28 protein-coding genes are annotated in these 25657 nt (G+C 63.5%); 20 read left to right on the forward strand and 8 right to left on the reverse strand.

Going from position 1 to position 25657, the window contains the following annotated elements; genetic code table 11:
- The first annotated feature begins 34 nt into the window (after positions 1 to 34).
- The gene (locus tag ABZ728_RS17975; RefSeq protein ID WP_366657627.1) at positions 35 to 1558 is read left to right on the forward strand and encodes a tripartite tricarboxylate transporter permease; all 1524 of its coding nucleotides are present in this window, start codon (positions 35 to 37) and stop codon (positions 1556 to 1558) included.
- 34 nt (positions 1559 to 1592) lie between these two features.
- Here the strand turns inward: ABZ728_RS17975 and ABZ728_RS17980 are convergent, their stop codons facing one another.
- The 3 genes from ABZ728_RS17980 to ABZ728_RS17990 all read right to left on the reverse strand — a co-directional run bounded on the left by ABZ728_RS17980 (position 1593) and on the right by ABZ728_RS17990 (position 4571).
- On the reverse strand, positions 1593 to 1949 hold the full coding sequence (locus ABZ728_RS17980; protein ID WP_366657628.1) for a DUF5368 domain-containing protein: 357 nt from the start codon (positions 1947 to 1949) through the stop codon (positions 1593 to 1595).
- 32 nt (positions 1950 to 1981) lie between these two features.
- A complete protein-coding gene (locus ABZ728_RS17985; protein ID WP_366657629.1) occupies positions 1982 to 3298 on the reverse strand; it encodes an FAD/NAD(P)-binding oxidoreductase in 1317 nt (438 codons plus the stop codon).
- 133 nt (positions 3299 to 3431) lie between these two features.
- Entirely contained in the window at positions 3432 to 4571 is a 1140-nt protein-coding gene (locus ABZ728_RS17990; RefSeq protein ID WP_366657630.1) for an NAD(P)/FAD-dependent oxidoreductase, read from the reverse strand.
- A 158-nt stretch (positions 4572 to 4729) separates the two neighbouring features.
- Between ABZ728_RS17990 and ABZ728_RS17995 the strand changes: the two genes are divergently transcribed.
- The 7 genes from ABZ728_RS17995 to pdeM all read left to right on the forward strand — a co-directional run bounded on the left by ABZ728_RS17995 (position 4730) and on the right by pdeM (position 8816).
- A complete protein-coding gene (locus tag ABZ728_RS17995; RefSeq protein WP_366657631.1) occupies positions 4730 to 5116 on the forward strand; it encodes a CrcB family protein in 387 nt (128 codons plus the stop codon).
- Positions 5113 to 5535, forward strand: coding sequence for a CrcB family protein (locus ABZ728_RS18000; RefSeq protein ID WP_366657632.1), 423 nt, complete (start codon positions 5113 to 5115; stop codon positions 5533 to 5535). Before ABZ728_RS17995 ends, ABZ728_RS18000 begins: the two co-directional genes overlap by 4 nt.
- Before the next feature lie 134 nt (positions 5536 to 5669).
- Entirely contained in the window at positions 5670 to 6035 is a 366-nt protein-coding gene (locus tag ABZ728_RS18005) for a hypothetical protein (RefSeq protein WP_366657633.1), read from the forward strand.
- 130 nt (positions 6036 to 6165) lie between these two features.
- On the forward strand, positions 6166 to 6774 hold the full coding sequence (locus ABZ728_RS18010; protein ID WP_366657634.1) for a TetR family transcriptional regulator C-terminal domain-containing protein: 609 nt from the start codon (positions 6166 to 6168) through the stop codon (positions 6772 to 6774).
- A gap of 120 nt (positions 6775 to 6894) precedes the next feature.
- On the forward strand, positions 6895 to 7446 hold the full coding sequence (locus ABZ728_RS18015) for a thiamine pyrophosphate-binding protein (protein WP_366657635.1): 552 nt from the start codon (positions 6895 to 6897) through the stop codon (positions 7444 to 7446).
- Entirely contained in the window at positions 7443 to 8042 is a 600-nt protein-coding gene (locus ABZ728_RS18020) for a thiamine pyrophosphate-dependent enzyme (RefSeq protein ID WP_366657636.1), read from the forward strand. Before ABZ728_RS18015 ends, ABZ728_RS18020 begins: the two co-directional genes overlap by 4 nt.
- A gap of 39 nt (positions 8043 to 8081) precedes the next feature.
- Entirely contained in the window at positions 8082 to 8816 is a 735-nt protein-coding gene (gene pdeM / locus ABZ728_RS18025) for a ligase-associated DNA damage response endonuclease PdeM (RefSeq protein WP_366657637.1), read from the forward strand.
- 11 nt (positions 8817 to 8827) lie between these two features.
- Here pdeM and ABZ728_RS18030 read toward each other — a convergent pair whose 3' ends face one another.
- Positions 8828 to 9637: an undecaprenyl-diphosphate phosphatase gene (locus ABZ728_RS18030; protein WP_366657638.1), complete on the reverse strand. Its 810-nt coding sequence runs from the start codon at positions 9635 to 9637 to the stop codon at positions 8828 to 8830.
- 185 nt (positions 9638 to 9822) lie between these two features.
- Between ABZ728_RS18030 and ABZ728_RS18035 the strand changes: the two genes are divergently transcribed.
- The 5 genes from ABZ728_RS18035 to ABZ728_RS18055 all read left to right on the forward strand — a co-directional run bounded on the left by ABZ728_RS18035 (position 9823) and on the right by ABZ728_RS18055 (position 15396).
- Positions 9823 to 11178: an FAD-dependent oxidoreductase gene (locus tag ABZ728_RS18035; RefSeq protein WP_366657639.1), complete on the forward strand. Its 1356-nt coding sequence runs from the start codon at positions 9823 to 9825 to the stop codon at positions 11176 to 11178.
- A 2-nt stretch (positions 11179 to 11180) separates the two neighbouring features.
- A complete protein-coding gene (locus ABZ728_RS18040) occupies positions 11181 to 12029 on the forward strand; it encodes a DUF1365 domain-containing protein (protein WP_366657640.1) in 849 nt (282 codons plus the stop codon).
- 28 nt (positions 12030 to 12057) lie between these two features.
- Entirely contained in the window at positions 12058 to 13296 is a 1239-nt protein-coding gene (locus ABZ728_RS18045) for a cyclopropane-fatty-acyl-phospholipid synthase family protein (protein WP_366657641.1), read from the forward strand.
- 53 nt (positions 13297 to 13349) lie between these two features.
- Positions 13350 to 14723, forward strand: a complete 1374-nt coding sequence (locus tag ABZ728_RS18050) for an MFS transporter (protein ID WP_366657642.1) — start codon at positions 13350 to 13352, stop codon at positions 14721 to 14723.
- 88 nt (positions 14724 to 14811) lie between these two features.
- Entirely contained in the window at positions 14812 to 15396 is a 585-nt protein-coding gene (locus tag ABZ728_RS18055; RefSeq protein ID WP_366657757.1) for a DUF3833 domain-containing protein, read from the forward strand.
- Between the two features lie 44 nt (positions 15397 to 15440).
- Here the strand turns inward: ABZ728_RS18055 and sugE are convergent, their stop codons facing one another.
- Positions 15441 to 15755, reverse strand: a complete 315-nt coding sequence (gene sugE / locus ABZ728_RS18060; protein WP_366657643.1) for a quaternary ammonium compound efflux SMR transporter SugE — start codon at positions 15753 to 15755, stop codon at positions 15441 to 15443.
- Positions 15756 to 16068: 313 nt separating this feature from the next.
- Between sugE and ABZ728_RS18065 the strand changes: the two genes are divergently transcribed.
- Both ABZ728_RS18065 and hmpA read left to right on the forward strand, forming a co-directional pair.
- The gene (locus ABZ728_RS18065; RefSeq protein WP_366657644.1) at positions 16069 to 17472 is read left to right on the forward strand and encodes an ATP-binding protein; all 1404 of its coding nucleotides are present in this window, start codon (positions 16069 to 16071) and stop codon (positions 17470 to 17472) included.
- A 112-nt stretch (positions 17473 to 17584) separates the two neighbouring features.
- The gene (gene hmpA, locus ABZ728_RS18070; RefSeq protein WP_366657645.1) at positions 17585 to 18793 is read left to right on the forward strand and encodes an NO-inducible flavohemoprotein; all 1209 of its coding nucleotides are present in this window, start codon (positions 17585 to 17587) and stop codon (positions 18791 to 18793) included.
- Here hmpA and ABZ728_RS18075 read toward each other — a convergent pair whose 3' ends face one another.
- Genes ABZ728_RS18075 through ABZ728_RS18085 form a run of 3 tightly spaced genes read right to left on the reverse strand, consistent with a single transcriptional unit; the run spans position 18794 to position 20835 of the window.
- Positions 18794 to 19240, reverse strand: coding sequence for a nuclear transport factor 2 family protein (locus tag ABZ728_RS18075; RefSeq protein WP_366657646.1), 447 nt, complete (start codon positions 19238 to 19240; stop codon positions 18794 to 18796).
- Between the two features lie 16 nt (positions 19241 to 19256).
- Positions 19257 to 20027: an SDR family NAD(P)-dependent oxidoreductase gene (locus tag ABZ728_RS18080; RefSeq protein WP_366657647.1), complete on the reverse strand. Its 771-nt coding sequence runs from the start codon at positions 20025 to 20027 to the stop codon at positions 19257 to 19259.
- A gap of 1 nt (position 20028) precedes the next feature.
- A complete protein-coding gene (locus tag ABZ728_RS18085; protein ID WP_366657648.1) occupies positions 20029 to 20835 on the reverse strand; it encodes a DUF6134 family protein in 807 nt (268 codons plus the stop codon).
- 202 nt (positions 20836 to 21037) lie between these two features.
- Between ABZ728_RS18085 and ABZ728_RS18090 the strand changes: the two genes are divergently transcribed.
- From ABZ728_RS18090 to ABZ728_RS18110, 5 genes are all read left to right on the forward strand, one after another.
- On the forward strand, positions 21038 to 21439 hold the full coding sequence (locus tag ABZ728_RS18090) for a hypothetical protein (RefSeq protein ID WP_366657649.1): 402 nt from the start codon (positions 21038 to 21040) through the stop codon (positions 21437 to 21439).
- An 82-nt stretch (positions 21440 to 21521) separates the two neighbouring features.
- A complete protein-coding gene (locus ABZ728_RS18095; protein ID WP_366657650.1) occupies positions 21522 to 22019 on the forward strand; it encodes a Fur family transcriptional regulator in 498 nt (165 codons plus the stop codon).
- Positions 22016 to 23251: a GTP-binding protein gene (locus tag ABZ728_RS18100; protein ID WP_366657652.1), complete on the forward strand. Its 1236-nt coding sequence runs from the start codon at positions 22016 to 22018 to the stop codon at positions 23249 to 23251. Before ABZ728_RS18095 ends, ABZ728_RS18100 begins: the two co-directional genes overlap by 4 nt.
- Before the next feature lie 51 nt (positions 23252 to 23302).
- On the forward strand, positions 23303 to 24523 hold the full coding sequence (locus tag ABZ728_RS18105; RefSeq protein WP_366657653.1) for a VCBS repeat-containing protein: 1221 nt from the start codon (positions 23303 to 23305) through the stop codon (positions 24521 to 24523).
- Between the two features lie 109 nt (positions 24524 to 24632).
- A complete protein-coding gene (locus ABZ728_RS18110; RefSeq protein ID WP_366657654.1) occupies positions 24633 to 25379 on the forward strand; it encodes a class I SAM-dependent methyltransferase in 747 nt (248 codons plus the stop codon).
- The last annotated feature ends 278 nt before the right edge of the window (positions 25380 to 25657 follow it).

The raw sequence follows: 25657 nt of genomic DNA on the forward strand, positions 1-25657 counted from the left end.
CCTCCAGCGCCCCCAATTAGCACAGTGAGCCACGATGGACGGGTCCGCCCTCAGCTATTTCTTCATGGCCTGGACCGATCCGATGCTGCTGGGCACGGCCGCCGCCGGCGTGTTCTTCGGCATCTATGTCGGCGCGATTCCCGGTCTGTCGGTGACGATGGCGGTGTCGATCCTGATTTCGTTCACCTTCTCGTGGGACGTCAACGCGGCCCTGGCGCTGATCGTCGGCGTGTTCTGCGGCGGTGTCTACGGCGGCGCCCGTTCCGCCGTCCTGCTCAACATCCCCGGATCGCCGGCCGCGGTCGCGACAGCTTTCGACGGATACCCTTTGGCAAGGCGCGGCGAAGCCGGTCAGGCGATCGGCATCAGTACCGTCGTTTCGGCCATCGGCGGCGTCTTTGGCGTCGTCATTCTGGCGGTCGGCGCCCCCGCCCTGTCGCAGTTCGCCCTGATGTTCGCCCAGCGCGACTATCTGATCCTGGCCCTGATCGGCTTGCTGCTGGTCGCCAGCCTGTCGGGCACCTCGATGGCCAAGGGGCTGTTCGCCGGCGCCCTCGGCGTCATGATCGGCACCATCGGCATGGATCCGATGACCGCGACGCAGCGGTTTACCTTCGACAATGTCTATCTGCTGAACGGGGTCCATTTCGTCGTCGCCATGATCGGGTTCTTCGGCGTGGCCGAAGCCCTGTTCCAGATCCGCACCTTGAACGCGCCGGTAATCAAGCAGGACGTCTCGCGGATCATCCCCTCCTGGTCCATCGTCCGGCGTTTCATTCCGCTGTCGATCAGGTCGTCGGCCATTGGCGCGTTCATCGGCATGCTGCCCGGCGCCGGCGGCGATATCGCGTCGCTGTTGGCCTATGGCGACGCCAAGCGGTCGGTCCGAAATCCCACGCGACCGTTCGGAACCGGCGCATACGAGGGTCTCGTGGCGCCAGAATCGGCCAACAGTGCAGCGGTGGGCGGTGCCTTCATTCCGATGCTGACGCTGGGCGTTCCCGGCGACGCCGTGACCGCCGTGATCATCGGCGCGCTTTTCATCCACGGTCTGCAGCCCGGGCCGCTGCTGATGACGCAGACCCCCCACCTGTTCTGGTTCACCGTCGGCACGCTGACGCTGGCCAATATTTTCCTGCTGATTTTCGGCCTGACCGGCATTCGGCTGTTCACCCGCATCGTCGAAGTTCCGAAACGAATCCTCATTCCGATCATCATCGTGCTTTCAATGGTCGGCGCCTACACGATCAACAACAACATTTACGACGTCTATCTGATGCTGGGCTTCGGGGTTCTGGGCTATTTCTTCAAGATCTACGGTTACCCCGTCGGCCCGATCATTCTGGGCGTCATCCTGGGGCCGCTGATGGAGCGCTCGTTCCGCCGATCAATGCAATACGCGCGCGACGACCTCGGAGACTTTTTCGCGGCGTTCTTCGTCAATCCCATCTCGCTGGTGCTGACAGTCGCGTTTCTGGCGATGCTGCTGGCCCGAACGCCGTTGGCAAAAACCTTGCGATCCGCCAGACAGAAACGGCCCCGGCGCGGCGGCCACTGATTTTGTCATGGCGCGATGTTTGGCGCCGCCGCATTCATGCCCTGGGCTGGTGGCCACGGCCCAGTGATTGAACGACATAAACCAGGATCGATAGGCCGATCGCGCCCATGGCGGCCACACCCAGCATGACGATCCAATCGATCGCGCCACCCAGATCGCGCAGGCTGGAATTGGTGATCCACAGCACGAAGGCGACCGCCGCGACGGCACCGAACGGCATGGAAATCTGTGCAATCAGGTATTTGCGCATCGACATCGACCGGTCGCGGATCAGCACATAGATCCAGGCTGCGGTGACCACGGCGGCTGCGGCAACCATCGCCCAGAACAGGCCGCGCCCGAAGATCTCTTCGAAAACGGCCAGAATCGTGCGCAGGCTGAACTCTTCCATCGGTCTGCTCCCCCTTTCTCTTCAGGCATTCCTCAGGCCAAACCGCGCAGCATGGCGTTATAGGTCGCCTTCAAGGCCACTTCTTTCATCAGCCAGGAAATCCACAGCTCTTCCAGGGGCGCAACGACGCCGGGAAAAGAGGGGACGAGGTTGTCGTTATAGTCGAATTCGATCAACATCGCGCGGCCGATCCGGGTAATCATCGGGCACGACGTATAGCCGTTGAACTGCCGAGTCCCTTCGCGGCCCTGAATTTCACTGATCAAGTGATCCTCGACCACGGGCAAATGCCATTTGACGCTGGCGGCCGTCTTGCCTTTCGGCACGCCGTTGATGTCGCCGATACCGAATACATTGGCATAGCGGTTGTGGCGCAGGGTCGCCATGTCAACATCGAGCCAGCCCTGATCGGTCCAGCGGTCGGCCCAGCTCAGGCCGGATTGGCGAACCACCTGTGGCGCGCGCTGGGGAGGAATGACGTTGATGAAATCATAATCCGTTTCAACGTCGCCGTCGGGCGTTGCATATGTGGCTACCTTTCGCTCCGCATCGATGGCCCTCAGCACATGGTCGTAGCGGGTCTCGATCCCGCGTTCATCGAAGATCTGGCGCAGGCGATGATGGACGATGGGCACCCCGAACAGCGACGGGTTGTGCGCATTGTAAACGAACTGCGTGCCTGAGCGCGTGCCTTTGCGGGTGGCAATGTCTTCCGCGATCATGGTGATTTTCAGCGGCGCGCCTGCGCATTTCATTTCGGTCGCCGGTCGGCCGAACAGGCCAATACCGCCCTGATCGGTGAAGCGGTCGAGCGCACGCCAACTCCGCTCGGCATAATCCGGGCCAGCGTAGTGCGCACTGATTCCGTTCTCGCCGACCATGTCGAGGGAAAACCCCTCCACCGCACCCCAGTCGAGGGACAGACCCGTGGCAACAATCAGGTAATCGTAGTCAAGGCGCTCGCCGCCGGTTGTCGTGACGCTGTTCGCTTCGGGATCGATCTCGGCGGCAAAATCCTGAATCCAGCGCACCGCGCCCGGCAGCCACGCCCCCGTTTCGCTGATCGAATAGGAGGCAGGCTTCAGGCCGCTGGCGATCAGGGTGAAGCCGGGCTGATACCAATGCACCCGGTGTCCGTCGAGGATGGTGATCTCGGCTCCATCCAATCGGGCGGCCAGGCGGTTGGCGATGGCGGTTCCACCGGCCCCGGCACCAACGATGACGATGCGCGCTTGCGTTGCGACGCGCTGGGCCCGCCCTTCCGGCGCAAGAGCGGCGAACGCCGCACCCCCTGCGGCCAGCCCCAGAAACCCCCGACGTGTTGCGGAGAACTCGAACGGATCACCCATGGCCCACACACCCTCTGCGCATATTGCGACATTCATTTTTCAAGGTGGGGTGCGTTCATCATGGTACGGGGCCAAGCTGCCGATCAAGCGGCATTTCGCCGCCCTTAAGGGCGGCGGCACAACCCTTGTCCCGTCAGTCCCCGGCCTTCCCGGCGAATGCCGCAACATGACGGGCAATGGCCAGACTGGCCGTCAGTCCGGGCGATTCGATGCCATACAGCGCGACATAGCCGGGCACGCCGGTCTCGTCCGGTCCCTGAATAACGAAATCGCCCGGCCCCTCGCCTCGTCCGGCGATCTTGGGGCGAACCCCGCTATAGGCCGGCTCCAGCGCCGATTGCGGAAGGTCCGGCCAATAGCGCCGGATCGCGGCGTGGAAACGCTCGGATCGCGCCGGGTCGACATCATAATCGATGCTGAGCCCGTCGGCATTGGAATGATCCGCGTCCAGCCATTCGACATCCGGGCCGAACCGCGCCTGGCCGCCAAGATCCAGCGTCAGGTGGACGCCGAGACCGCCGGGCTCGGGCACCGGATAGATAAGGCGCGAGAACGGCGACCGTCCGGCCAGCGAAAAATAGTTTCCCTTGGCCAGATGCCTTTTCGGGATGGTTCGGCCGGGCACCCCGGCGATCCGGCCCGACACCGACCAGGCGCCCAGGCCGGCGGCGTTGATCACCGTATCCGCCACTATCTGCATCGGGCTTTCGCCGCCGGTTTCCAGGACGATGCCGGCATCCCCCGCCTCGCCGCGAATAACGGGCGTGTTGAACGCGATCATGGCGCCGGCCGCTTCGGCGTCGCCCTGATAGGCGAGCATCAGGCCGTGGCTGTCGATGATCCCGGTCGACGGCGACAACAGCGCGCCGACACCGGCGAGGGACGGCTCCATCGCGCGCATCTCGTCGCCGTCGATCAACCGGACATCGGTGACGCCGTTGGCCATCGCCCGCTGGCGCAGCCCGGTCAGATAGTCGAGATCCGTCTCGTCAGCGGCAACGACGAGTTTGCCGCAACGCCGATGGCCGATGGCGCGTTCGGCGCAATAGGCATAAAGGTCTTCGCGGCCTTCGACGCACAGCCGGGCCTTCGCGCTGCCCGTCGGATAATAGAGGCCCGCATGAATGACCTCGGAATTGCGCGACGATGTCGCGGTGCCGATGGCATCGGCGGCTTCGAGAACGACCACCTCCCGGCCGCACTCGGCCAGGGAGCGGGCAATTGCCAGACCAACGACGCCGGCCCCGACGACGACGCATTCGACCCTGTCCATGAGGTTCCTTTCCTCCAACCCTGATCCTGTAAAGTCGAATGCGACGGTACCACAAGCGGCACCGGGGTTCATGTCCCCGCTGGCCGCGCGCCCGCGCCAATGATACGACCCAGTAGCACGACACGAGACCCGGCCGACAAACACCTGACAGAGCCCGCATGAGCCAAACCCTGATTCAATTCGCCCTGATTGCCGCCGGCGGCGCGGTCGGCGGTATCGGACGGGTCGCTGTCGCATCGGCCTTCGACCGCCGCACCGGCGCGCGGTTTCCATGGGGGACGCTGGTGGTCAATGTCACCGGTTCGGCGGCGATCGGCGTCGGCTGGGCTTTGTCGGCCGGAGGCGGCATGCTGGCCGATGCTCTGTTCGTCGGCGTTATCGGAAGCTTCACGACCGTTTCCACTTTCGCCCTGCAAACCCTGTCGCTGGGCCAATCGGGACGGGTCGGCGCCGCCATCGCGAATGCCGGGTTGTCTGTCGGGCTTTGCCTGATTGCCGCTGCCGCCGGCCTGAAAATCGGCAGCCTGATGATCGGCGGCCCATGAGACGCATCCCTGTTTCCTCCGCCATCAGGCTTTATGCCGCCGTCGGCGCCGGCAGCGCGCTCGGGGCCGTGGCGCGCCATGCCTGCGCCGTCGCTTTTGCCACCGCGCCGGGCGCCTTTCCCTGGACGACACTTGGCGTCAATGGGCTCGGCGCCTTTCTGATCGGCGCCATAGCCGCCGCAACCGCCGATGGCGCACGATTTCCGGCATCGCCGGCGCTGCGGCAATTCCTCGTCGCCGGATTCTGCGGCGGCTTCACCACATTTTCGATCTTCAGCCTGGAGACCATCCGGCTGGCCCAGACAGGCCATACGGACCGCGCAGCCCTTTACGTCACGCTGTCACTCGTTGTCTGGATGGTGGCCGTCCGGGCCGGATACCGCACCGTCGTCCGGACCGGGGCCAGCCGAGGTCGGTGACGACCGTATTGCCGGATTGACGCACCCCCTAGCTCATGCCAAACTAAAATTAGACCGACCGGTCTATTCGTCGCGAAGAGGTCCGCTGCCTCCGCGATTTTCTACCATTCAGAAAGCAGAGTGGAGATGATGTCATGGTTACAGCAATCGAGACCCGGCGTTTTGAGAAACCCGACGACCTGCTCGACATGAAAGAACGCGGTGGCATCGCCATCATCAATATGGGAACCGGCGCGACCGGCATGCACGCCGTGTTCGAGCCGGGCTGGACCTGGGAAAAGGACGAGAAGCCTCTGCTCGGCAACCCGGACACCTGCCCGATGCACCACACCGGTTATTGCATCTCCGGCACACTGGTCGTTCGCATGCTCGATAGCGGAGCGAGCACAACGATCGCGCCCGGCGATTTTTTCGAGATCCCGCCCGGCCATGACGCCCATGTCGAAGGCAACGAGCGCGTAGAACTGATCCTCTTCTCGCCGCCCGAGCACAAGCACTGACCGACGGCGCACCGGTGCCCAGCCGGGCGCCGGTGCCGCAGCCGCCTCGCGTTGATTGGACCGACCTTGACCTTGTGCATCCGGCGGCCGATGTTCGGTCCTGAAGCATCATGAACCGGAAATATAATCGATGAGCGATTCGACCAGGGAACGCATGCTCGATGCGGGGCTGAGCATGCTTCTGCGTCACGGCTACAACGATCTCGGCATCCAGGCCGTGCTCAAGGAGACGGGCATGCCGAAGGGTTCGTTCTATCATCACTTCGCCAGCAAGGAGGATTTCGCCCTCCAGGTGATCGACCGGTACATGGACGAGGTCCACAACGGTCTCGACGGGACGTTGGGCGACCCCTCCCTGCCGCCGCTCGACCGCGTGCGCAAGTTCTTCGAGGCGACGCGCGACAAGTATCGCGACGACGGCTATCTCGGCTGCATGCTCGGCGGGCTTGGCCAGGAGCTTTCCGGCGTAAGCCCGGTCTTTCAGGAAAAGATCGAGGCGTGCCTGAGCGCGATCGGCACACGGATCGCCGCCTGCATGGAAGAGGCAAAGGCGGCCGGCGACCTGCCGCCCCACGCGGATCCGGTTCACATGGCGAATCTGATGCTGAATTGCTGGGAGGGCGCTGCACTGCGCAGCCGCCTCTGGCGCGACCCGGCACCGCTCGACTCGATGCTCGACTTCTATTTTTCAGCTGTCGTTGCGGCACCGAAACCCCCGATCGACGCGTCCGCGAACTAGGCCGACCCGGCGGCAAGACCTGTAAAATTCATACGATCGAGCGTGTTTCGTTGCCGGATCGGCGGCAATCCCCCATCATGGCCCCATCAAAAGACGATTCCCCGGATGACGAGGGCCCGAATGGACAGCACCCCCACTGCCGACGCGCATACCGAAAACTGGCCGGATGCCGTGTTCGGTATTCTGAAATCCCACAACATAAAACAGGTCGCGATCGTGCCGGATGCCGGACATTCGCGATTGATCCGCCTTTGCGAAGCCGATCCCGACATGACGGTGGTCAGGCTGACGACCGAGGAAGAAGGCATCGCGCTGCTCGGCGGCGCGTGGCTGGGCGGACAGCGCGGCGTTCTGCTGATGCAAAGCAGCGGCGTCGGCAACTGCATCAACATGCTGTCGCTGCCCAATACCTATCAGTTTCCGCTGCTGATGCTGGTCACGATGCGCGGCGATTGGGGCGAGTTCAACCCGATGCAGGTGTATATGGGCGCGGCGACCCGACCCAGCCTGGAAAGCATGAATGTCTTTGTCCAGCGTGCCGATCGGCCCGGCGACGTGGCGGAAACGGTCGAATCCACGCTCAAGATCGCTTTCAATACCTGTCGATCCGCAGCCACGCTGATCGGACAGCGGGTCATCGGCGCCAAGGATTTCAGAGAGTTGACGAAATGACTGCATCGAACGGAAAACTTCGGCGGCGGGCGGTCGTCGAAAACCTGCTGGCCGACCGCCAGGACATGCTCGTTGTCGCCGGTCTCGGCTCGACCGCCTGGGACATCACCGCCGCCGGCGATCACGACCTGTCCCTGCCGCTCTGGGGCGCCATGGGCGGTGCCGCCATGATGGGCCTGGGGCTGGCGCTGGCGCAGCCCGCGCGCCGCGTCCTCGTCGTCACCGGCGACGGCGAAATGCTGATGGGGCTGGGCTCGCTCGCGACCATCGCCGTTCAGGCACCGGCCAATCTGTCGATCGTGGTCATCGACAACGAACATTACGGCGAAACCGGCATGCAGCGCACCCACACGGGATACGGCGTCGACCTTGCCAGAATGGCCGAAGGCGCCGGCATTCCACGTGTTCTGTCCGTCAACGACGACGCCGGTGTGGATGCCTTGTGCAAGGCGGCGCGGGAGACGAGCGGTACGTTGTTCGCAACGGTCAAGGTCGATCCGGAAAAGCTGCCGCTCGTGCTGCCGCCCAGCGAAGGCGCACATTTGAAGAACCGCTTTCGCAAAGCGCTGCTGGGCGAGCAGGCGTTCTACGACTGACGCCATAAGCACGAGCCCGAACGAAGAGCCTTCTCCGCCATGGCCGGTTTCGATTCACCAACACTGACGCCGACTGCGACCATCGGCGGCGAGCAGGTCGCGTCGACACGCCTGACCGTCGCCGGCATCCCGATGGATGCCGGCGCCGATGGCGCCCTGTGGGTGCCGGGCCTGCGTCTGTTGGTGGTATCGGATCTGCATCTTGAAAAGGGGTCGAGCTACGCCCGGCGGGGCCGCTTTCTGCCACCTTACGACACCGCCGCGACGCTCGCCCGGCTCGAAGCGGCCATGGCGCGGTGGAACCCGCAGACCGTCATCGCCCTGGGCGACAGCTTCCACGATGTCGAGGCACCGGACCGGTTGTCCACGGCCGAGGGCGCCCGCCTCGGCCGCCTGGCAGCCAACAGCCGATGGATCTGGATCGCCGGCAATCACGACCCGAAAATCAACCACACACGCTCCGCAGCGTTCGGCGGCGAGGTCATGGCCGAGATCTGCACCGGCGGGCTGACCTTCCGTCACGAGCCGCATGGGAAGACCGCCCCCGGCGAGATCGCCGGGCATTTTCACCCCAAGACGACGGTGCACACACGGCTGGCCCGATTCTCGGGTCGGTGCTTCGTCACCGATCACGCGCGCCTCGTTATGCCCGCGTTCGGCGCCTTCACCGGCGGGCTGAACATCGGCGACCCGGCGATCCGCGCTCACTTCCCCAGTGGTGGATTCGCCCATGCGCTGATCCGCGGCCGCATCGTCGCCCAAAGCTTTACCTGAAAGTGCGGCCTCTATAAGAACGCGATGAGCAGAACGAGGCCAAGCACGATCCGGTAAACCACGAACGGCTGCATGCCGATCCGCTTTATGAAAAGCAGAAAATAGTGAATGCAAAGATAAGCGCTGATGCCGGAAAGTAGCGCGCCCAGCCCCAGCGTCCCCCACGAGACATCCGTTCCGCTGGAGATCAGGTCGATAGCCAGCAGACCGCCGGCAAGAATGATGACCGGGATCGAAAGCAGGAACGAAAACCGCGCCGCCGCCTCACGGCTCAGGCCCAGGAACAGCGCCGCGGTGATCGTGATGCCCGAGCGCGAGGTTCCAGGGATCAATGCCAGCGCCTGCGCGCAGCCGATGACGACAACGTCCCGCCATCCCAACTGGTACTCGTCGCGGTCGCCGCGATGACGCCAGTCGGCCCATCCGAGCAGCACCCCGAACCCGATCAGCGTTGCTGCCATGACGACGGCTGCGATTTCCGGGGTTCGCATTGTCGTCTCGACCAGATCCTTGAGGGCCAGTCCGGCCAGCCCGACCGGGATCGTCCCCAGCAAAACTGCCCAACCCAGCCGGGCATTCGCCGTCGCGCCGCCGGTTGCCAGCGACCGCAACCAGTCCACGACGACGGCGGCGATTTCGTGCCGGAAATAGATCAGCACCGCCGCCAGCGAACCGACATGCACGGCCAGATCGAATTCCAGCCCCTGATCGCGCCACCCCGTCACGATGGGGACGAGCAGCAAATGGGCCGCGCTGGAAACGGGCAGAAATTCTGTTACCCCCTGAACGACGGAGAGAACGAAGATTTCGATAAAACTCATCGCACAGTCCTGGTTGGGCAGGTGATTGGACCGGGAGCCCCGGGGCACACGGTCAGGCAGGTCATGCCACGATTGGCCGGGACCGGAAACCCCCTCGCAAGCGATACGGGTCATCCAACCACCGCTGGCCCGCGTATGAAGGGCGCTACAGGGTCCGGTTCAACAAGTCAGAAAGCTTCACCTAAATGCGGATTGCCATCATCGGTACGGGAATCGCCGGCCTCGGGGCGGCATGGGCGCTGAACCGGCGTCATGACATCACCGTCTTCGAAGCAGACCAGCGCATTGGCGGACACGCCAACACGGTCGACATCGAGACCCCGGATGGCAGGGTCGCCGTGGACACCGGGTTCATCGTCTTCAACGACCGTACCTACCCCAATTTGAATACCCTGTTCGACCGGCTCGACGTTCCGATCAAACCGAGTAACATGTCGTTCTCGGTCAGCATCCGCGATGGAGGGCTGGAATATGCGGGTGACCGGCTTTCGAGCCTGTTCGCCCAGCGGCGCAATCTTCTGCGGCCGGGGCATTATCGGATGATCAACGATATCCTGCGGTTCTACAGGACCTCGGTGGCTATGGTCGCCAACGACCGCATTCCCGAAGGAACCCTTGGGCGCCTCCTGTCCGACGGCGGGTACTGCCGGGCGTTCGTCTACGATCACATCCTGCCGATGGGTGCCGCGATCTGGTCGGCGGATATCCGGACGATGCTGGATTTTCCGGCCGCCACTTTTCTGCGTTTCTTCAGCAATCACGGACTGCTGACCGTCAATGACCAGCCCCAGTGGCTGACGATCGACGGCGGATCGCGGGCCTATACCGAACGCCTGGCCAACTCGTTCAGGAACCGGATTCGCACCGCCACGCCAGTGCGCGCGGTCACGCGCGTCGACGGCGGCGCGATCGTCGAAACCGACGCCGACGCCCCGGAAAGGTTCGATCAGGTCGTCTTCGCCACCCATGGCGATACGACCCTGTCGCTGCTGCGCGACGCCGACGCCGAAGAAACCGACGTGCTGGGCAGGTTCGCCTTTCAGCCGAATACGGCCATCCTGCATGCCGATCCGGCGCTGATGCCCAAACGCCGGCGCGCCTGGGCCAGCTGGAACTATATCGCACCGGACGGCGTGACCGCCGGCAGCCGGGTTGCCGTCACCTATTGGATGAACAGATTGCAATCGCTGCCCTGCGACCAGGACATCTTCGTCTCCGTCAACCCGGTGACCGCGCCCGCCCCGCACCGAACCTTCGGCACCTTCACCTACGATCATCCGGTTTTCGATGCCGGTGCGATCGCCGCCCAGTCGCGGATCAGCAGCATACAGGGACGCCGAAACACCTGGATTTGCGGCGCCTGGACAGGGTACGGGTTTCACGAGGACGGCCTGTCGTCGGCTCTGGCCGTGGCCGACGCCCTGGGATCTCCAGCGCCGTGGCGCGTGGACGAGGTCAGCACGGCCGCCGCCAACTGCCGGCCGCAGAACCTGCCCGAGGACGCGGATGAAACGTCCTACAACCTGGAGGCGGCGGAATAACGATGGCGGCAAATACGCAGCACGCTCAGCGACCGACGGCAGAGCCGCCTGCCGTGCTTTATGTCGGCCGGGTCATGCATCGGCGGCTGCGACCGTTCGGACACCGGTTCAGCTATCGCGTGTTCTCGATGCTGATCGACATTGACCGGATCGCCGAAGCGGCGTCGGGCAGCCGGATATTCTCGTACAACCGGTTCAATCTGTTCGGCTACGACGATCGCGACCACGGTCCGCGTCGGCGATCGGATCCCTCGGCCCCGTCGCTGCGCGACTGGGTCGAGCAGCAGTTGGCGGCCGCAGGCATAGAGATTGACGGAGGCCGCATCCGGCTGCTTTGCTTCCCGCGTGTTCTGGGGTATGTTTTCAATCCACTGAGCATTTTTTTCTGTCATCGCCATGACGGGGAGCTTGCTGCTATTTTATACGAAGTTCACAACACTTTCGGCGAAAGCCATGTCTACGCCTTCCGCATCGATCCGGCACCGTCAGTGGACGACCGGACAGGCGGCTCCCGGCCTGCGGTGCTCACGCATGCCGCCGACAAGGCGTTTCATGTTTCGCCCTTCATCGACATGACGCCGCGCTATCGGTTTCGCCTTCGTCCACCGGGCGATCGGCTGTCGATCCTTATCCGTGAAGGCGATGCAAAGGGCGATCTGCTGCTCGCCACCCTTCACGGGACGGCCGCTCCGTTCGGCGATAAAACGCTGACCAGGCTGTTCCTCACCCATCCCTTGATGTCGCTGAAAGTAATCGGGGCTATCCATTGGCAGGCGCTGAAATTATGGTCGAAAGGTGCGCGGTACCATCCCCGTCCGCGCTCCACGGCCGACGAACGCCACCAAACCTGATCGCAAAAACCGACGCAGATCCACGCCAATGTTCGCCATGTCGACCACCTCTCATCGTCCATACAAGCCGTCTCGCGGCATGCGGTTTCTGCTGTCCATGGCGCGCTCGCTGCGGGCCGGCGACCTGACTGTCGTACTGCCCTCGGGCGACGAGCACCGGTTTGCCGGCAGCGAGCCGGGACCCGCTGCCCGCCTCGTCGTGCATGACGATGCCATGGCGCGGCGGCTTCTGACCGGCGGCACTCTGGGATTCTGTGAAGCGTATCTCGACGGCCAATGGTCCAGCCCGGACATCGAGGCGCTGTTCATCCTGGCATTGGTCAACGAACAGGCGCTGGGCGATGTTCTCGACGGCCGGCCGATGGTGCGCGCGATCGCCCATTTCCTTCATCGCCTGCGCCCAAATACGCGCCGGGGTTCGCGCCGTAACATCAGCTATCACTACGATCTGGGCAATGCCTTTTACGAACGCTGGCTCGACCCGACCATGACCTATTCATCCGCCATCTTCGCCGCCGAGGGTCAGGAGGACGAAACCCGGACCGGCACGGACCTGCTGACGGCGGGCCAGCAGCGCAAATATGCCGAGATCGCGCGGCGCATGGGGCTCGGCCCGAACGACCATGTATTGGAAATCGGATGCGGCTGGGGCGGTTTCGCGGCCTTCGCCGCCGCAGAGATCGGCGCCCGCGTCACCGGCATCACGATCAGCCGCGAGCAGTACGACTTCGCCAGCCGCCGCATCCAGTCCCTGGGTCTGAACGACCGCGTGACCATCGAAATGCGCGATTACCGCGATACCGAGGGACGCTTCGACCGGGTCGCCTCGATCGAGATGATCGAAGCGGTCGGCGAACAGTACTGGCCGACCTATTTCAATACCATCCGCGAGCGACTCTGCGAGGGCGGAAGCGCGGCGCTGCAGGTGATCACCATCGACGACCGGTACTATGATTCCTATCGGCGCGGTGCCGACTATATCCAGAAATACATATTTCCCGGCGGCATGCTGCCCAGCATGACCGCCCTCAGGGACGAAGTCGCGCGGGCCGGCATGCGGGTGACCGACGCCGCCGGATACCGCAAGGACTATGCCCGAACCCTGCGGGAATGGAACCACCGCTTCCAGGCCGTTTGGCCCGAATTGCACACTATGGGATTCGACGACCGGTTCAAGCGGATGTGGGAACAGTATTTCGCGTATTGTGCGGCGGGATTCGAGGTTGGATGTATCGACGTCCGACAAGTCGCGATTGCCCGGGACTGACACTGGCGCCCGACCCGAAACGCACCCTCTGATCAGAACTGGCGCAAGCGACAATGGCCGTCAATCGAACCACGAACGCGGCCCCGCGCCTTTCCGGCCGGGTGCTTGCCGCCTATGGCGCTCCGGCCCTGCCGCTTGCGGCGCTGGGACTGCCGGTATTCATCCATCTTCCGACCTTCTATGCGACCACCATGGGGCTCGGCCTCACCGCCGTCGGGGCGATCCTGCTGTTCGCCCGGCTCTGGGATGTGATAACCGACCCGCTGATCGGATTTCTGAGCGACCGGACGACCGGGCGCTTCGGACGGCGGCGGCCCTGGATCGTCGCGGGAACGCCGCTGGTCCTGACGGCGACATGGTTTCTGTTCGTGCCACCTGACGGCGCCGGCGGCTGGCATCTTCTGGTCTGGTCGCTGGTGCTGTATCTGGGCTGGACCATGATGATCCTGCCGCTCAGCGCATGGGGGGCCGAACTCTCGCCGGACTATCACGAGCGCTCGCGCATCTCCGCCTGGCGCGAAGGCTTTCTCGTCGTCGGAACGATGCTGGCCCTGGCGCTGCCGGTTGCGTTCGGCTACGTTGACGCCCAGGACGCTGGCGGGGCCCTGACCGTCATCGCGGTCATGATCGTCGTGCTGCTTCCAGCCTCCGTCATCCTGCTGTTGGCCGTCACGCCGGATTCCCGCTTCCGCTCAACCGCCGGTGCTGCGGGATTTCTGCCGGGGCTGAAGGTCCTGCGCCGCAATGCCGGATTCCGCCGCCTGATCGCCGCCTATCTGATCAACGGCATCGCCAACGGTCTGCCCGCCACACTTTTCCTCTTGTTCGTCACACATCGTCTGGAAATTCCCGGCCAGGCCGGCAGCCTGCTGGCGATGTATTTCTTCTGCGGCATTCTGGCCGTACCGATGTGGCTGAAGCTCAGCTACCGCTACGGCAAACATACCGTGTGGTGTGCGGCCATGGTGTGGGCCTGCATCTGGTTCGCCATGGTGCCGTTCCTGGGTCCCGGCGATTTCTGGGCCTTCCTGGCCATCTGCATTCTCACCGGCATCCCGCTGGGCGCGGATCTCGTCCTTCCGGCGTCGATGCAGGCCGATGTCATCGACGCCGACACCATCGAGACCGGCGAACGGCGCGCCGGCCTGTTCTTCGCCCTTTGGGGCATGGCGACGAAACTGGCGCTCGCGCTGGCGGTCGGTATGGCGTTTCCGATCCTGAACCTGGCCGGGTTCAGCGAAGACGGGGGCAACGGCGCGCCGGCCCTCATCACTCTTGTCGTTCTTTATTCGCTGCTGCCGGTGATCTTCAAGGTTGGCGCCATCGTACTAATGGCAGGATTTCCGATCACGGCGGAACGGCAGTACGAGATGCGGCGCCGTCTGGAGGAGCGAGACAATGACGAGAGTGAAGCCGCGGCGCCCTGAACCCGGCGATGTCCCGACCGAACCCGGAACCCGCCCCGGGCCGCGCCGACGATCCCTGTTGGTCGCGGGGTTCGGATCGGTCGTTTTGATGGGCGTGTTGACGGGGTGCAGTAGCATGAAGCCAGAAGACTTCGCCGGAACAGAGCCGCGATTCCGACTGGAAGAATTTTTCGAGGGACAGACGCGCGCCTGGGGAATCTTCGAGGATCGCTTCTCGAATCTGCGGCGCCAGTTCACGGTCGACATCGACGGCGAGTGGGACGGCCAGACCCTGACCCTGGTGGAAGATTTCGTCTATGCCGACGGCGAGACCGAACAGCGCATCTGGACGATCCGGCCCGACGGCGAGAACGGCTACGTGGGCGAAGCGGGGAACGTGGTCGGGACAGCCAGCGGCGCCGCATACGGAAATGCGCTCAACTGGCAATATTACTTCGATCTGGACATCGGTGACCGCACGATCAATGTCCATTTCGACGACTGGATGTTCCTTCAGCCCGACGGCGAAAGCATGATCAACCGGGCACATGTAACGAAATGGGGCATCGAGATCGGCTCGGCGTTCATCTTCTTCCGCAAGGCTGACGACGAACTGGCGCTGGAAATGGATCAGGAGACGGTCGAGCAGGCGATCGACCAGGGTCTGGCACCGGGTTCCGCCGCGGCCCAGTGAAGGGGCGCAGTGACGGGGCACGACAACTCCCGTCACGTCCGCCGTCAGGTGCTGAACTTCAGCCCGATGATGCCGGTGACGATCAGGCCGATGCAGACCAGCCTATTGATCGATGCCGCCTCCCCGAAGACGATGATGCCGAATATCACCGTGCCCACAGTGCCGATGCCGGTCCAGATGGCATAGCCCGTGCCAAGCGGAAGCGATTTCAGTGCGAGCCCGAGCAGCACCACGCTGATTGCCATACTTACGAGCGTCAGCACGGTCGGAACCGGCCGCGTAAAGCCGTCGGTGAACTTCAGGCCGGCCGCCCAGCCGATCTCGAACAATCCCGCAGCGAATAGATAGATCCAGGCCATTCACAACCCTTTCCGGTCGGTTTTCCGGCTGGGTCGTCCCGGCCACAACTGCAGGCGAAAACGCGCCTGCCAAACACCATCCCAAGGATCTTCCCCCCGGGTTGTCCACTGGGGTCGTCCCCGAATGCACAGAAACTGGTCCGAATGGCGCCGCAGATCAAGCCCGTACCCGCCGGGAACCATCACTCCCGGGCAATTGAAAATTCAATCTCCGACAAATCGGCACGCTGCATTGTCTTGTTAAGGCAGTGATGAGATAATTGGATTATCTGCGCGGCCGAATGCGCGGCAATATAAAAAAACAGGGTGGGCGATGGCGAGCAGGGTCTCCAGTGAAGATTGGACAACGGAGCAAAAGCTCCGGATTCTCGACCGGCTACCCGCCCGAATCGCCATCGCCTATGCCGTCATCGGCGCTTTCTGGATTCTGATCTCGGACCTGGCCCTCGGCACCCAGTTCGATGACCTCACACGCCCACCGATCATTGCACAGATCGTCAAGGGCTGGTTGTTTGTCGTGGTGACCGCAGCGTGCCTTTATCTGGTCACCAACCATCTGACCCGGCAAGCATCGGGCGCCACGCGATCCATGCTGGCCGCCGATCGAACCCGCGACCGGCTGGCCGCCATCGTCGATGCCGCACCGGACCTCGTGGCAACAGCCACTGTGGACGGCAGGCTGCTCTCGATGAACGGCGCAGGGCGCGAGATGACCGGGGCAGGTCCCGCATCCGACATATCGCGATGGCATATTTCCGATTTGCATCCTGCCGACACGGGCCGTTTCCTCCGGGATCAGGCAGTTCCAGCTGCCATCGAGAACGGACAATGGTCCGGCGAGACCGAATTGTCCGGATCTGCGGGCCCGCCCCGGCCGATTTTCCAGACGATTCTGGTACACCGGGGCGAGGATGGACGACCCGCTTTTCTGTCGACGATCGGCCGCGACCTTTCGGAGCGCAAACGAACGGAAGACCGGCTGAGGATGCTGCAGAAGCTCGAACTGCTCGGCCAACTGACGGGCAGCGTTGCCCACGATTTCAACAACCTTCTGGGTATTGTCATCGGCAATGCCGAAGCACTGGAATCGCGGCTCGTTGCAGACCCGCAGTCCAAACGCCTGCTCGGCCTGATCCTGCGCGCCGGCGACCGCGGAACCGAACTGACCCAGAGATTGCTCTCGGTCTCGCGCCAGCAATCGCTCAGGCCAGAACCCGCGGACGTCAACCTGCTCATACAAGCCGCCCTGCCCCTGATCCAGCAGGCCGTCGGTCGCGGCATCGACGTCGACACCCGCCTCTGTGGCAGTGCCCGGAGCGCGACTCTCGATACGGCAGAGTTCGAAACCTGTCTTCTGAATCTGGCGATCAATGCACGCGACGCCCTGTCCGGTGGTGGCATGATCACGGTGTCGACACAGAACGTCGACCTGGCGCCATCGGACGTTGCGGGCCACACCGGCGCCCGACCCGGATCCTACGTTCTCGTTGAAGTCAGGGACACCGGCTGCGGCATGCCCGATAGTGTGGCTGCGCGCATTTTCGATCCTTTCTTCACGACCAAGGACCCCGGCAAAGGCACGGGTCTGGGCCTCAGCATGGTGGCCGGTTTCGTGGCCCATTCCGGCGGCCACGCGACGGTCGAATCGCAGCCCGGCTCAGGCACCACCATCGGGCTTTATTTGCCGGCCACGCCGTCTGCGGCCGTCGCCTGTTGATACTTTTTTTGATGCATATCGTTTACATCATTTGGCGGTCTTGCTATACGGTCGCTACGTTGTTTCGGTCAATCGGACCGGCACGGCGAAGACGTGGAAACAGGAGACGCCCATGCCATCCCCCCTCAGCAGCCGGACTGTCGAGATCATAAAGGCGACAGCACCGGTGCTTGAAACGCACGGGTTGGACATTGTGCACGCCATGTATGGCCGCATGTTTAAAAATCCGGAAATTCGGGATATGTTCAATCAGAGCCACCAGGGCGACGATAGTCAACCCCGAGCTTTGACCGGCGCGATACTGGCCTATGCACAAAACATCGACAATCTGGACGCGCTGGTGCCGGTGGTCGAGCGTATTGCCCAGAAGCATGTCGGACTTCAGATCCTGCCCGAACATTATCCGCATGTCGGTCAGGCGCTGCTCGACGGCATGACCGATGTCCTTGGCGACGCTGCGACCGAGGAAATCATCGGCGCGTGGCACGAGGCCTATTGGTTCCTTGCGAACATTCTGATCGAGCGCGAACGCAAACTCTACGAAGACATCGCCGGGGCTGATGGCGGCTGGACCGGATGGCGCGCGTTCGTAATCGAGGCAAGTCGCCGGGAAAGCGACGTAATCCGGTCGTTCCAGCTGCGTCCGGTCGACGGCATGCCGGTGTTGCGTCACAAAGCCGGTCAGTACCTGACCTTCGCCTTCGACATACCTGAAAGCGGTACGGTCAAGCGCAACTACAGCATTTCAACGGCCCCGAATGGCGAGACGTATCGGATTTCGGTCAAACGGGAATCCGGCGGATTGGCGTCGAACTGGCTGCACGACCAGGCGCTGCCGGGAACCGTTCTGAACGCCGCCCCGCCGGCCGGCGATTTTTTTCTGCCGGACACGCCGGCCGATCCCATCGTTTTGCTGTCGGGGGGTGTCGGCCTGACGCCGATGGTCGCCATGCTTGAAACCGTCGCCAAGGATCATCCGGGTACCCCGGTGCATTTCGTTCACGGCGCCATCGACGGATCGACTCACGCCATGGGCGACCATGTCAGGGCGTTGGCCAGCGATCAGCCCGGATTGACGACGACCGTCTTTTATCAGAGCCCCCGCCCTGAAGACATCAGCGAGCAGCGCTTTGACCAGCAGGGGCTGATCGACCGGAATTGGCTGGCGGCCAACACCGACATCAAGCGGGCTTCGTATTTCGTTTGCGGCCCGCGCGCGTTCATGCAGGCCATGATCAACCACCTGACCGCGCTGGGCGTGCCGGCCTCTCGGATTCATTACGAGTTCTTCGGTCCTGCCGACGCGTTGCTGGCGGCGTGATCAGCCGGCCAGCCGGCGCCGGATGGCAGCGATGAGGCGGCCCAGTATCGGAACATGCATATAGACCTGGGTCGCTGAATCCCAGTGATCCAGATGCACCGACACCAGGCCGTCGCCGTCGAAATGAACCTCGCTGACGCCATCGATGGTGTGGGGGCGCTGCCGATAGAGAAAGGTGAACCGCCATCTGAGATAGGCGACGTTTTCGTTTCCCGCCTCACCGACCGCGACATCGGTCACCGCAAAGGCCGGCGCCGTCAGGCCGTCGAACATGTGCCGGAACACGGCCGCCAACCGGTCCCGTCCGCGAAATTCGTTGAAGGGATCGCTGAAACGCACATTCGCGGCCGCAAGGTCGGTAAGAGCCGGGATCGTCCCGGGCGTCAGCGCCTCGTAGGCGGCGGCATAGCGCCGGGCCAGCCGCAACGTCTCGTCCCGCTCCATCATTGTCACCCTGTCGATGTCAGACGCCCGTCATCCGGCGCACGATCGGAAAATATAAAGCGTAGGGCAGACACCGAAGGACCTTCAGCAGAAATGTGAACCGGCGCGGAAATGTCACCTCGAACGACCTTTTTGCGGCGCCCGCGACGATGCGGTCGGCGGCTTTCTCGGCCGAGATCAGAAACGGCATGGGAAAATCGTTCCGGTCGGTCAGCGGCGTCTTGACGAAGCCGGGATTGACCAGTTGCAATGTCAGCCCGAACCGGTCGAAGTCAAGCTTCAGGCTTTCGGCCAGATTGATCAGTGCCGCCTTGGTTGCGCCATACGACGCCGCGTTGGGAAGGCCGCGATACCCGCTGACCGAGGACACGACCTGAACATGGCCCTTGCCCACCGCGCGCATCGGGCCGAGCAGTGCTTGCAGGCATCTGGCCACGGAAACGAAATTCAGGTCTACCGTCGGCACCAGCGTCTCGGCGGAAAGCGTCTCGGCATTGTCGGCCAGATAGGTTCCGGCATTGAGCACGGCCAGAGCGATCGGACCGTGATGGGCAATGATCCGGTCGACGGCCCGATCCACGGCAGGCCCGTCGGTCACATCCAGCGCCATGGCGACGATGCGTCCGGGACCGATATCGGACCGTCCGGCAAGGGCATCGAGCTTATCCGCCGACCGGGCGCTCGCGACCACGGTCCAGCCGTCGCGGGCGAGGCGCAGGCACACGGCTTCCCCGATGCCCTGGCTGGCACCGGTTACCCAGGCGACCCCATCGCTGTGTCTTGCCGGCATTTCAACCGTCCGCCAATGTCGAGGCGCCGCCGGCGCCTGCATTCAGAAGATACGACACCTCGGATCCCTGAGCGTCGAAGGCCAGTTTCACCCACTGGCCGGCGCCGCTGTACCAGATACTGAGAGGCGCCAGCCCGCCGATATCGTAGCGGGTGGCCGCGATATCGCGGCCGGCGGCCCGAATGGTTTCGTCGGTGCGACCCTCGATCGAGACCGGCATGAACCGTCCGTCCTGCGTGTTGATGATCCGGTCGCGGTCGAGAAAGGCGCGGTTCCAGTAGCTGCTGGGTATTGCCGTCGACGGCGCTTCGTAGCTGCCGGATGTGGACTCGACACGGATCGAATCGCCGTTGGCCTGTGCCGTCACGAAAAAAGAGTCGCCGTTATCGTCGGTCGTCGTCTCCATCGACACGAGACGGCCATCGACCCAGATTTCCCGATTGCGATGACGATATTCATAGGCCGTGATGAAAGCAAAACTCACAGACAGGTCAATCTCGATATCAACCGTCAGCCGCTCGCCATCACCGGAACGGTCTCTGACAAAACTGACGACATGCCGGCCGATCTCGCTGCCGCCTCTGGAAACGGTAAACGGAAGGCGGGCTGCCGGTGGGATCGTTGCCGCGCTGGCTGACCCGATCAGCGCCTTCATGAATGGACCTCGCGGCATCAGCGCGCCCAGCGTACCGCCGCAAATCAGGGCTCCGGCCAGGCAGAGTGTGGATCGTCGTGTCGTATTGTCCATTGGCATCTCGTCCTGGCCATCGTTGTTCAGCCGCAAGCGGCTATCGCGCTTCTTACGCATGCCGGGACCAATTGGATTGCCGCAGTCCGACCGGGGTGGGCGCCCGTCATTGGCAGTCAAACCCATTGCGCGGGCCTTTGCGATTGCCTAGAACCGGTGTGGCAAGGAACCGGCACCGCGCCGGACGTCAAACCCTCGCCGTCCGGCGGGGCACCTCGGACCGCGCATGCCATCGGACTGCGTATCAATGAAAGGACCGGCAATGAGCTTCCGTCGCTGGCTCTCGATCGCCGTTGTTTTCGGCATCGGTTTGTTTGGCCTGTTCGGAGCGGCCGAGGCGGCCACTGCCACCGGCCGCACAATGGGGGTCGGGCTGGCGGTCGCGTGCGTTCTGGCCGGCTTCATCGTACTCAAGCAGCATTTCGATGGCGCGCCTGACAATCGATTCCTTTCGGTGATGCCGCAACAGCCCGCCAATGCCCTCCGTCTGCTCGTCATCCTGGGCATCCTCGCCCTCGCGGGCCTTTTTGGTGCCACCTCCAGCGATCCTTATCTGTACTGGGCCGGCCTGACACTGACCGCGGTGTCGATCATCCTTGGTTTCCGCGCCATTCGCGCCTATTTTGATGGCAGGGAACGGTCGATAGACAGGCACGTCGAATAGCCCGACCGTGCCGGGTGCAGGAGGTTGAGTGGCGAGCCGATCACCACCGAACACAGATGCAGAAACGGATTCTGACGCGAGCATGGCCGACTGGCCATCAACGGATCACGACCACGGCCTCTGTGTCTCCGACGCCCTGATCCGCGCCGAAGCGATCTGCGACGAGCAAGGCGTCCGGCTGACCGACATTCGCCGTCAGGTGCTGGAACTGCTGTGGAAGGAACACCGGCCTCGGGGCGCTTATGACATTCTCAACGAATTGGCATCCCAGGGTCGCAAGACAGCGCCACTAACCGTCTACCGCGCGCTGGATTTTCTGGTCGCCAATGGCCTCGCCCACCGAATCGAAAGCCTCAACGCCTTTATCGGCTGCACCCAGCCGGAAAACTATCATGCCACCCAGTTCCTGGTCTGCACGCGGTGCGGCGCCACGACCGAGCTGACCGACAGCGGCTTGTCCGCCGCCATTCGCGCGGCTGCCGACGCCGCGCGGTTCTCGGTTACCCGGCCCGTGGTCGAGCTGCAGGGTCTTTGCCCCGCATGCCAGGCAAATAATGTCGCAGAGATTGGCAGCGAATGACGACGCACAGTAACGATGCCGGAGACAACGCCGGCAGCGGCCCGCGCGAACGGTTGCCGATTTCGGTGCTCACGGGGTTCCTGGGCAGCGGCAAGACGACGCTTCTGTCACGGCTGATCCGGCACGACGGCATGGATCGCACGGCCGTTATCGTGAACGAATTCGGCGATGTCGGCCTTGACCACGTGCTGGTCGAGAAAACCGGCGAGAACACGGTTCTCATGGACAGTGGCTGTCTGTGCTGCACGATCCGCAACGATCTCAGCGATACGCTGCGCGATCTGTTCCTGCGCCGCGTGCGCGGCGACGTTCCGGAATTCGACCGCGTCGTCATCGAAACCACGGGACTGGCCGACCCGGCGCCGATCCTGCACACGCTGATGTCGGATCCGTTGATCGTCGCACAATTCCGGATGGATGGCGTGATCACGACTGTCGATACCGTGAACGGTGGCGGCCAGCTCGACGCCAATCCCGAAAGCGTCAAGCAGGCGGCGGTCGCCGACCGGATCGTCCTGACCAAGACCGACATGGCGGCAGCCGACGATATCGACGCCCTGCAGCAACGTCTGGCCGCGATCAATCCAGCCGCGCCGATCCTGCGTGCCGAGCATGGCCGCATCGAGCCCGCCGAGATCCTGAACTGCGGCCTTTATAATCCCGCGACCAAATCGCTGGATGTTCAGAATTGGCTGAAGACGGAAGCCTATGCCGACAATGGGCACGGCAACGGGCATGGCCCGGAACCTGACCGGGAATCTGGCCCAGACCACAACCCGGACCACAACCCGGACCACAACAACGACGATGCCCGTCACGACCGGTCCCACGACAGGCCGCATTCCGATCACGGATCGCACGCGGCCAGCGGTGGCCACCACCATCACGACGTCAATCGCCACGATGCCCGCATCGCATCGTTCTGTCTGACGGTGGAGCAGCCGACCCCGTGGGAGGATTTCGCCGACTGGATGGAGGCGATGTTGCGCATGCGGGGCGAGGATATCCTGCGCGTCAAAGGCGTCGTGTGGACCACCCAGATCGACGATCCGGTCGCCATACACGGCGTTCAGCACGTCTTTCACCCGCCCGTCCGGCTGAAGACCTGGCCCGCCGGACGCCCGCTGACACAGATCGTGTTCATCACGCGCGACCTGTCCCGCAAGACCGTCGAGGGACTGTACCTCGCCTATATGGAAAGCCTGCGCCAGGCACCGGAAACGGGCGGCTGACCCATCCGGACAACACTGCACAACAATGACCCGGCTAACGGAGGCGCGAGCATGAATCCCAGCAATGAGCCGGCGCGGATTGCGCATCGACGCGGCACGGCGATGACGATGATCGGCGGCGCTGTCCTTGTGGCAGCCGGATGCGGTGGCAGCAGCGTCGATCTGGCGGAAAGTGCTGTCTGCGACGGTGGTGTTCCCGGCGATCTGGCCGTGGCCCCTTCTCCCGACGGCAATGGCGACCGCCTTTTCGCGATCTGCTGGCAGGACACCACCCACGCCGATCCGGGGCGCATAGCCGTCTACGAGACCTCGGACGACGGCACTGCACTCTCGCCGTCTGCGTCGTATCCGGTCGGGCGGCAGGCCAGCGACCTGACGGTAACCGACCTTGACGGCGACGGCATTGCCGACCTCCTCGCCGCCAACACCGGCGGCCTCTCCGAAGACCATCATGTATCCTTCCTGAAGGGCAACGACGACGGCAGCTACGAAGACGCCCGGCGTCTTCCGGCCGTTCGGTCCGGGTTCGTTGTCAACGACATCGATGGCGACGGGCGCAATGACCTCGTCATTCCCGATGAAACCGCGGCCCTCGTGGCCCAGACCTCGATCGGCGATATGGACGCTGACGCCGATCTGACCGGCACATTCCGCCGCGGCCGACTGCCCGGGGTCGAGACGCAGTCGCGCAGCGGCGATGTCGTCCGCGGCCTGAATGGACACGACCGCCTCGCCGTCGTGCTGGACCGCGAAGGCGGGCTGGTCCATGTCTACGCCGAGGGGGGCGAAGGGAAAACCGACATTACGCTGCCGGCGGAGGCGCCGTCGATTCACAGCGTGCTGGCGGTGGCCGACCTGAACGCGGACGAGCGCCCCGATCTTGTCGCATCGGTTCAGACGGCGGATGACCCGCTTGTGCACACGGTGCATCTTGTTCTCAGCACGGCCGACGGCGCGTGGGCGGTGTCGGAGATAGACGGCGTATCTTCCGCCCCATCGGCGGAAATGGCGCTGGCCGCAGACGGCGATGGCACGGCGCATGCGTTTCTGGCGGCCCGGGACAACACCGACGGTAGCGACAGCGAACTGGCGCATTTCACCATCAATGCCGATGGAGAAGCCACTGTCGAGAGCACGATAGCGGTTCCGCACTTCCCGTATTCGATGGCTGTCGCCGATCTCGATGGCGACGACACCGACGCCGTCATCATCCGCGATATGGACGGACAGCGGCTTTCGTGGTTCTCCATGGAAGCATTCAGCGAAAGCTGACAGCGGCGGACGGGACGATGATGGTACCGACAGGGACTGCGGCACAGCGGATTCGTAACGAAAATACGCGGACCACCGGGTCCTTCCATACACGAAAGGCATTTCCGCAGTGGACATCCCCCGGATTTTCAACGTAACCGAAAGCGCTCACCGCATCCACAACCCGTTCACACCCGACAACCTCGCCACTCTCGGCGCGGCGTTGCGCCTGGAGCCAGAGACCCGTGTACTGGATCTTGGCAGCGGTTCGGGCGAGATGCTTTGCACCTGGGCCCGCGATCACGGGATTGGCGGCACCGGTATTGACATGAGCCAGTTATTCACCGAGCAAGCGGAACTGCGCGCTGAAGAACTCGGGGTCGCCGGTCGGGTCGAATTCATTCACGGCGACGCGGCCGGCTATGTAGCCGACGAAAAGGTCGGTGTAGCAGCCTGTCTCGGTGCCACGTGGATCGGCGGGGGAGTCGCCGGGACGATCGGGCTGCTGGCGCAGAGCCTCCGCACCGGCGGGATTATCCTCATCGGCGAGCCGTACTGGCGCAAGTTGCCGCCCACGCAGGACGTTGCCAAGGGATGCCTCGCTGGGGCGATCTCGGACTTTCTCACGCTTCCAGGGCTACTCGCGTCTTTCGGCGACCTTGACTATGACCTCGTGGAAATGGTGCTGGCGAACCAGGACGGCTGGGACAGGTACGAGGCGGCCAAGTGGCTCACAATGCGCCGGTGGCTCGACGCCAATCCCGACGACGATTTCGCGAAAGAGGTTCGAGCCCAATTGACCTCGGAACCCGAACGCTACGCCACGTTCACGCGCGAATACCTGGGCTGGGGCGTGTTCGCACTGATGGCGCGGTGATGTGAGACAGGCAGCATCCGGCGGATCGTCAATGCCGGTACCCGGGGACGGTACTCGGGGGCGGCACAACCTTCGCGGCACCGCCCATTCCGCCACCGCCAAACGACATGCCTTTTTTTGCCACTCCCTGAAAAGAGCAACTTCGCATTTCCGTCGACCTCGGAAACCACTCGTCACCAAAACCTAGTGATTGAAGGCCCGGCGCTTTTAACGCATCGTTCTAAAATGCCCTCGTTGGGAGACGGGAACGGCAGACAATACGGAAAAATCGCGACAGG

Origin of the sequence: Fodinicurvata sp. EGI_FJ10296 (genome assembly GCF_040712075.1) — a bacterium.
Taxonomy (GTDB): Bacteria; Pseudomonadota; Alphaproteobacteria; order DSM-16000; family Inquilinaceae; genus JBFCVL01.

What these genes read in the sequence shown, in the direction of transcription:
- ABZ728_RS18065 (WP_366657644.1), top strand. Translation starts at nt 16,069, where the DNA reads ATGGCGAGCAGGGTCTCCAGTGAAGATTGGACAACGGAGCAAAAGCTC.
- ABZ728_RS18010 (WP_366657634.1), top strand. Translation starts at nt 6,166, where the DNA reads ATGAGCGATTCGACCAGGGAACGCATGCTCGATGCGGGGCTGAGCATG.
- ABZ728_RS18090 (WP_366657649.1), top strand. Translation starts at nt 21,038, where the DNA reads ATGAGCTTCCGTCGCTGGCTCTCGATCGCCGTTGTTTTCGGCATCGGT.
- ABZ728_RS18085 (WP_366657648.1), bottom strand. Translation starts at nt 20,835, where the DNA reads ATGCGTAAGAAGCGCGATAGCCGCTTGCGGCTGAACAACGATGGCCAG.
- ABZ728_RS18005 (WP_366657633.1), top strand. Translation starts at nt 5,670, where the DNA reads ATGGTTACAGCAATCGAGACCCGGCGTTTTGAGAAACCCGACGACCTG.
- ABZ728_RS17975 (WP_366657627.1), top strand. Translation starts at nt 35, where the DNA reads ATGGACGGGTCCGCCCTCAGCTATTTCTTCATGGCCTGGACCGATCCG.
- ABZ728_RS18080 (WP_366657647.1), bottom strand. Translation starts at nt 20,027, where the DNA reads ATGCCGGCAAGACACAGCGATGGGGTCGCCTGGGTAACCGGTGCCAGC.
- pdeM (WP_366657637.1), top strand. Translation starts at nt 8,082, where the DNA reads ATGGCCGGTTTCGATTCACCAACACTGACGCCGACTGCGACCATCGGC.
- ABZ728_RS18020 (WP_366657636.1), top strand. Translation starts at nt 7,443, where the DNA reads ATGACTGCATCGAACGGAAAACTTCGGCGGCGGGCGGTCGTCGAAAAC.
- sugE (WP_366657643.1), bottom strand. Translation starts at nt 15,755, where the DNA reads ATGGCCTGGATCTATCTATTCGCTGCGGGATTGTTCGAGATCGGCTGG.
- ABZ728_RS18045 (WP_366657641.1), top strand. Translation starts at nt 12,058, where the DNA reads ATGTTCGCCATGTCGACCACCTCTCATCGTCCATACAAGCCGTCTCGC.
- ABZ728_RS18105 (WP_366657653.1), top strand. Translation starts at nt 23,303, where the DNA reads ATGAATCCCAGCAATGAGCCGGCGCGGATTGCGCATCGACGCGGCACG.
- ABZ728_RS17990 (WP_366657630.1), bottom strand. Translation starts at nt 4,571, where the DNA reads ATGGACAGGGTCGAATGCGTCGTCGTCGGGGCCGGCGTCGTTGGTCTG.
- ABZ728_RS18100 (WP_366657652.1), top strand. Translation starts at nt 22,016, where the DNA reads ATGACGACGCACAGTAACGATGCCGGAGACAACGCCGGCAGCGGCCCG.
- ABZ728_RS18040 (WP_366657640.1), top strand. Translation starts at nt 11,181, where the DNA reads ATGGCGGCAAATACGCAGCACGCTCAGCGACCGACGGCAGAGCCGCCT.
- ABZ728_RS18015 (WP_366657635.1), top strand. Translation starts at nt 6,895, where the DNA reads ATGGACAGCACCCCCACTGCCGACGCGCATACCGAAAACTGGCCGGAT.
- ABZ728_RS18035 (WP_366657639.1), top strand. Translation starts at nt 9,823, where the DNA reads ATGCGGATTGCCATCATCGGTACGGGAATCGCCGGCCTCGGGGCGGCA.
- ABZ728_RS17985 (WP_366657629.1), bottom strand. Translation starts at nt 3,298, where the DNA reads ATGGGTGATCCGTTCGAGTTCTCCGCAACACGTCGGGGGTTTCTGGGG.
- ABZ728_RS18095 (WP_366657650.1), top strand. Translation starts at nt 21,522, where the DNA reads ATGGCCGACTGGCCATCAACGGATCACGACCACGGCCTCTGTGTCTCC.
- ABZ728_RS18075 (WP_366657646.1), bottom strand. Translation starts at nt 19,240, where the DNA reads ATGATGGAGCGGGACGAGACGTTGCGGCTGGCCCGGCGCTATGCCGCC.
- ABZ728_RS17995 (WP_366657631.1), top strand. Translation starts at nt 4,730, where the DNA reads ATGAGCCAAACCCTGATTCAATTCGCCCTGATTGCCGCCGGCGGCGCG.
- ABZ728_RS18055 (WP_366657757.1), top strand. Translation starts at nt 14,812, where the DNA reads ATGGGCGTGTTGACGGGGTGCAGTAGCATGAAGCCAGAAGACTTCGCC.
- hmpA (WP_366657645.1), top strand. Translation starts at nt 17,585, where the DNA reads ATGCCATCCCCCCTCAGCAGCCGGACTGTCGAGATCATAAAGGCGACA.
- ABZ728_RS18050 (WP_366657642.1), top strand. Translation starts at nt 13,350, where the DNA reads ATGGCCGTCAATCGAACCACGAACGCGGCCCCGCGCCTTTCCGGCCGG.
- ABZ728_RS17980 (WP_366657628.1), bottom strand. Translation starts at nt 1,949, where the DNA reads ATGGAAGAGTTCAGCCTGCGCACGATTCTGGCCGTTTTCGAAGAGATC.
- ABZ728_RS18000 (WP_366657632.1), top strand. Translation starts at nt 5,113, where the DNA reads ATGAGACGCATCCCTGTTTCCTCCGCCATCAGGCTTTATGCCGCCGTC.
- ABZ728_RS18030 (WP_366657638.1), bottom strand. Translation starts at nt 9,637, where the DNA reads ATGAGTTTTATCGAAATCTTCGTTCTCTCCGTCGTTCAGGGGGTAACA.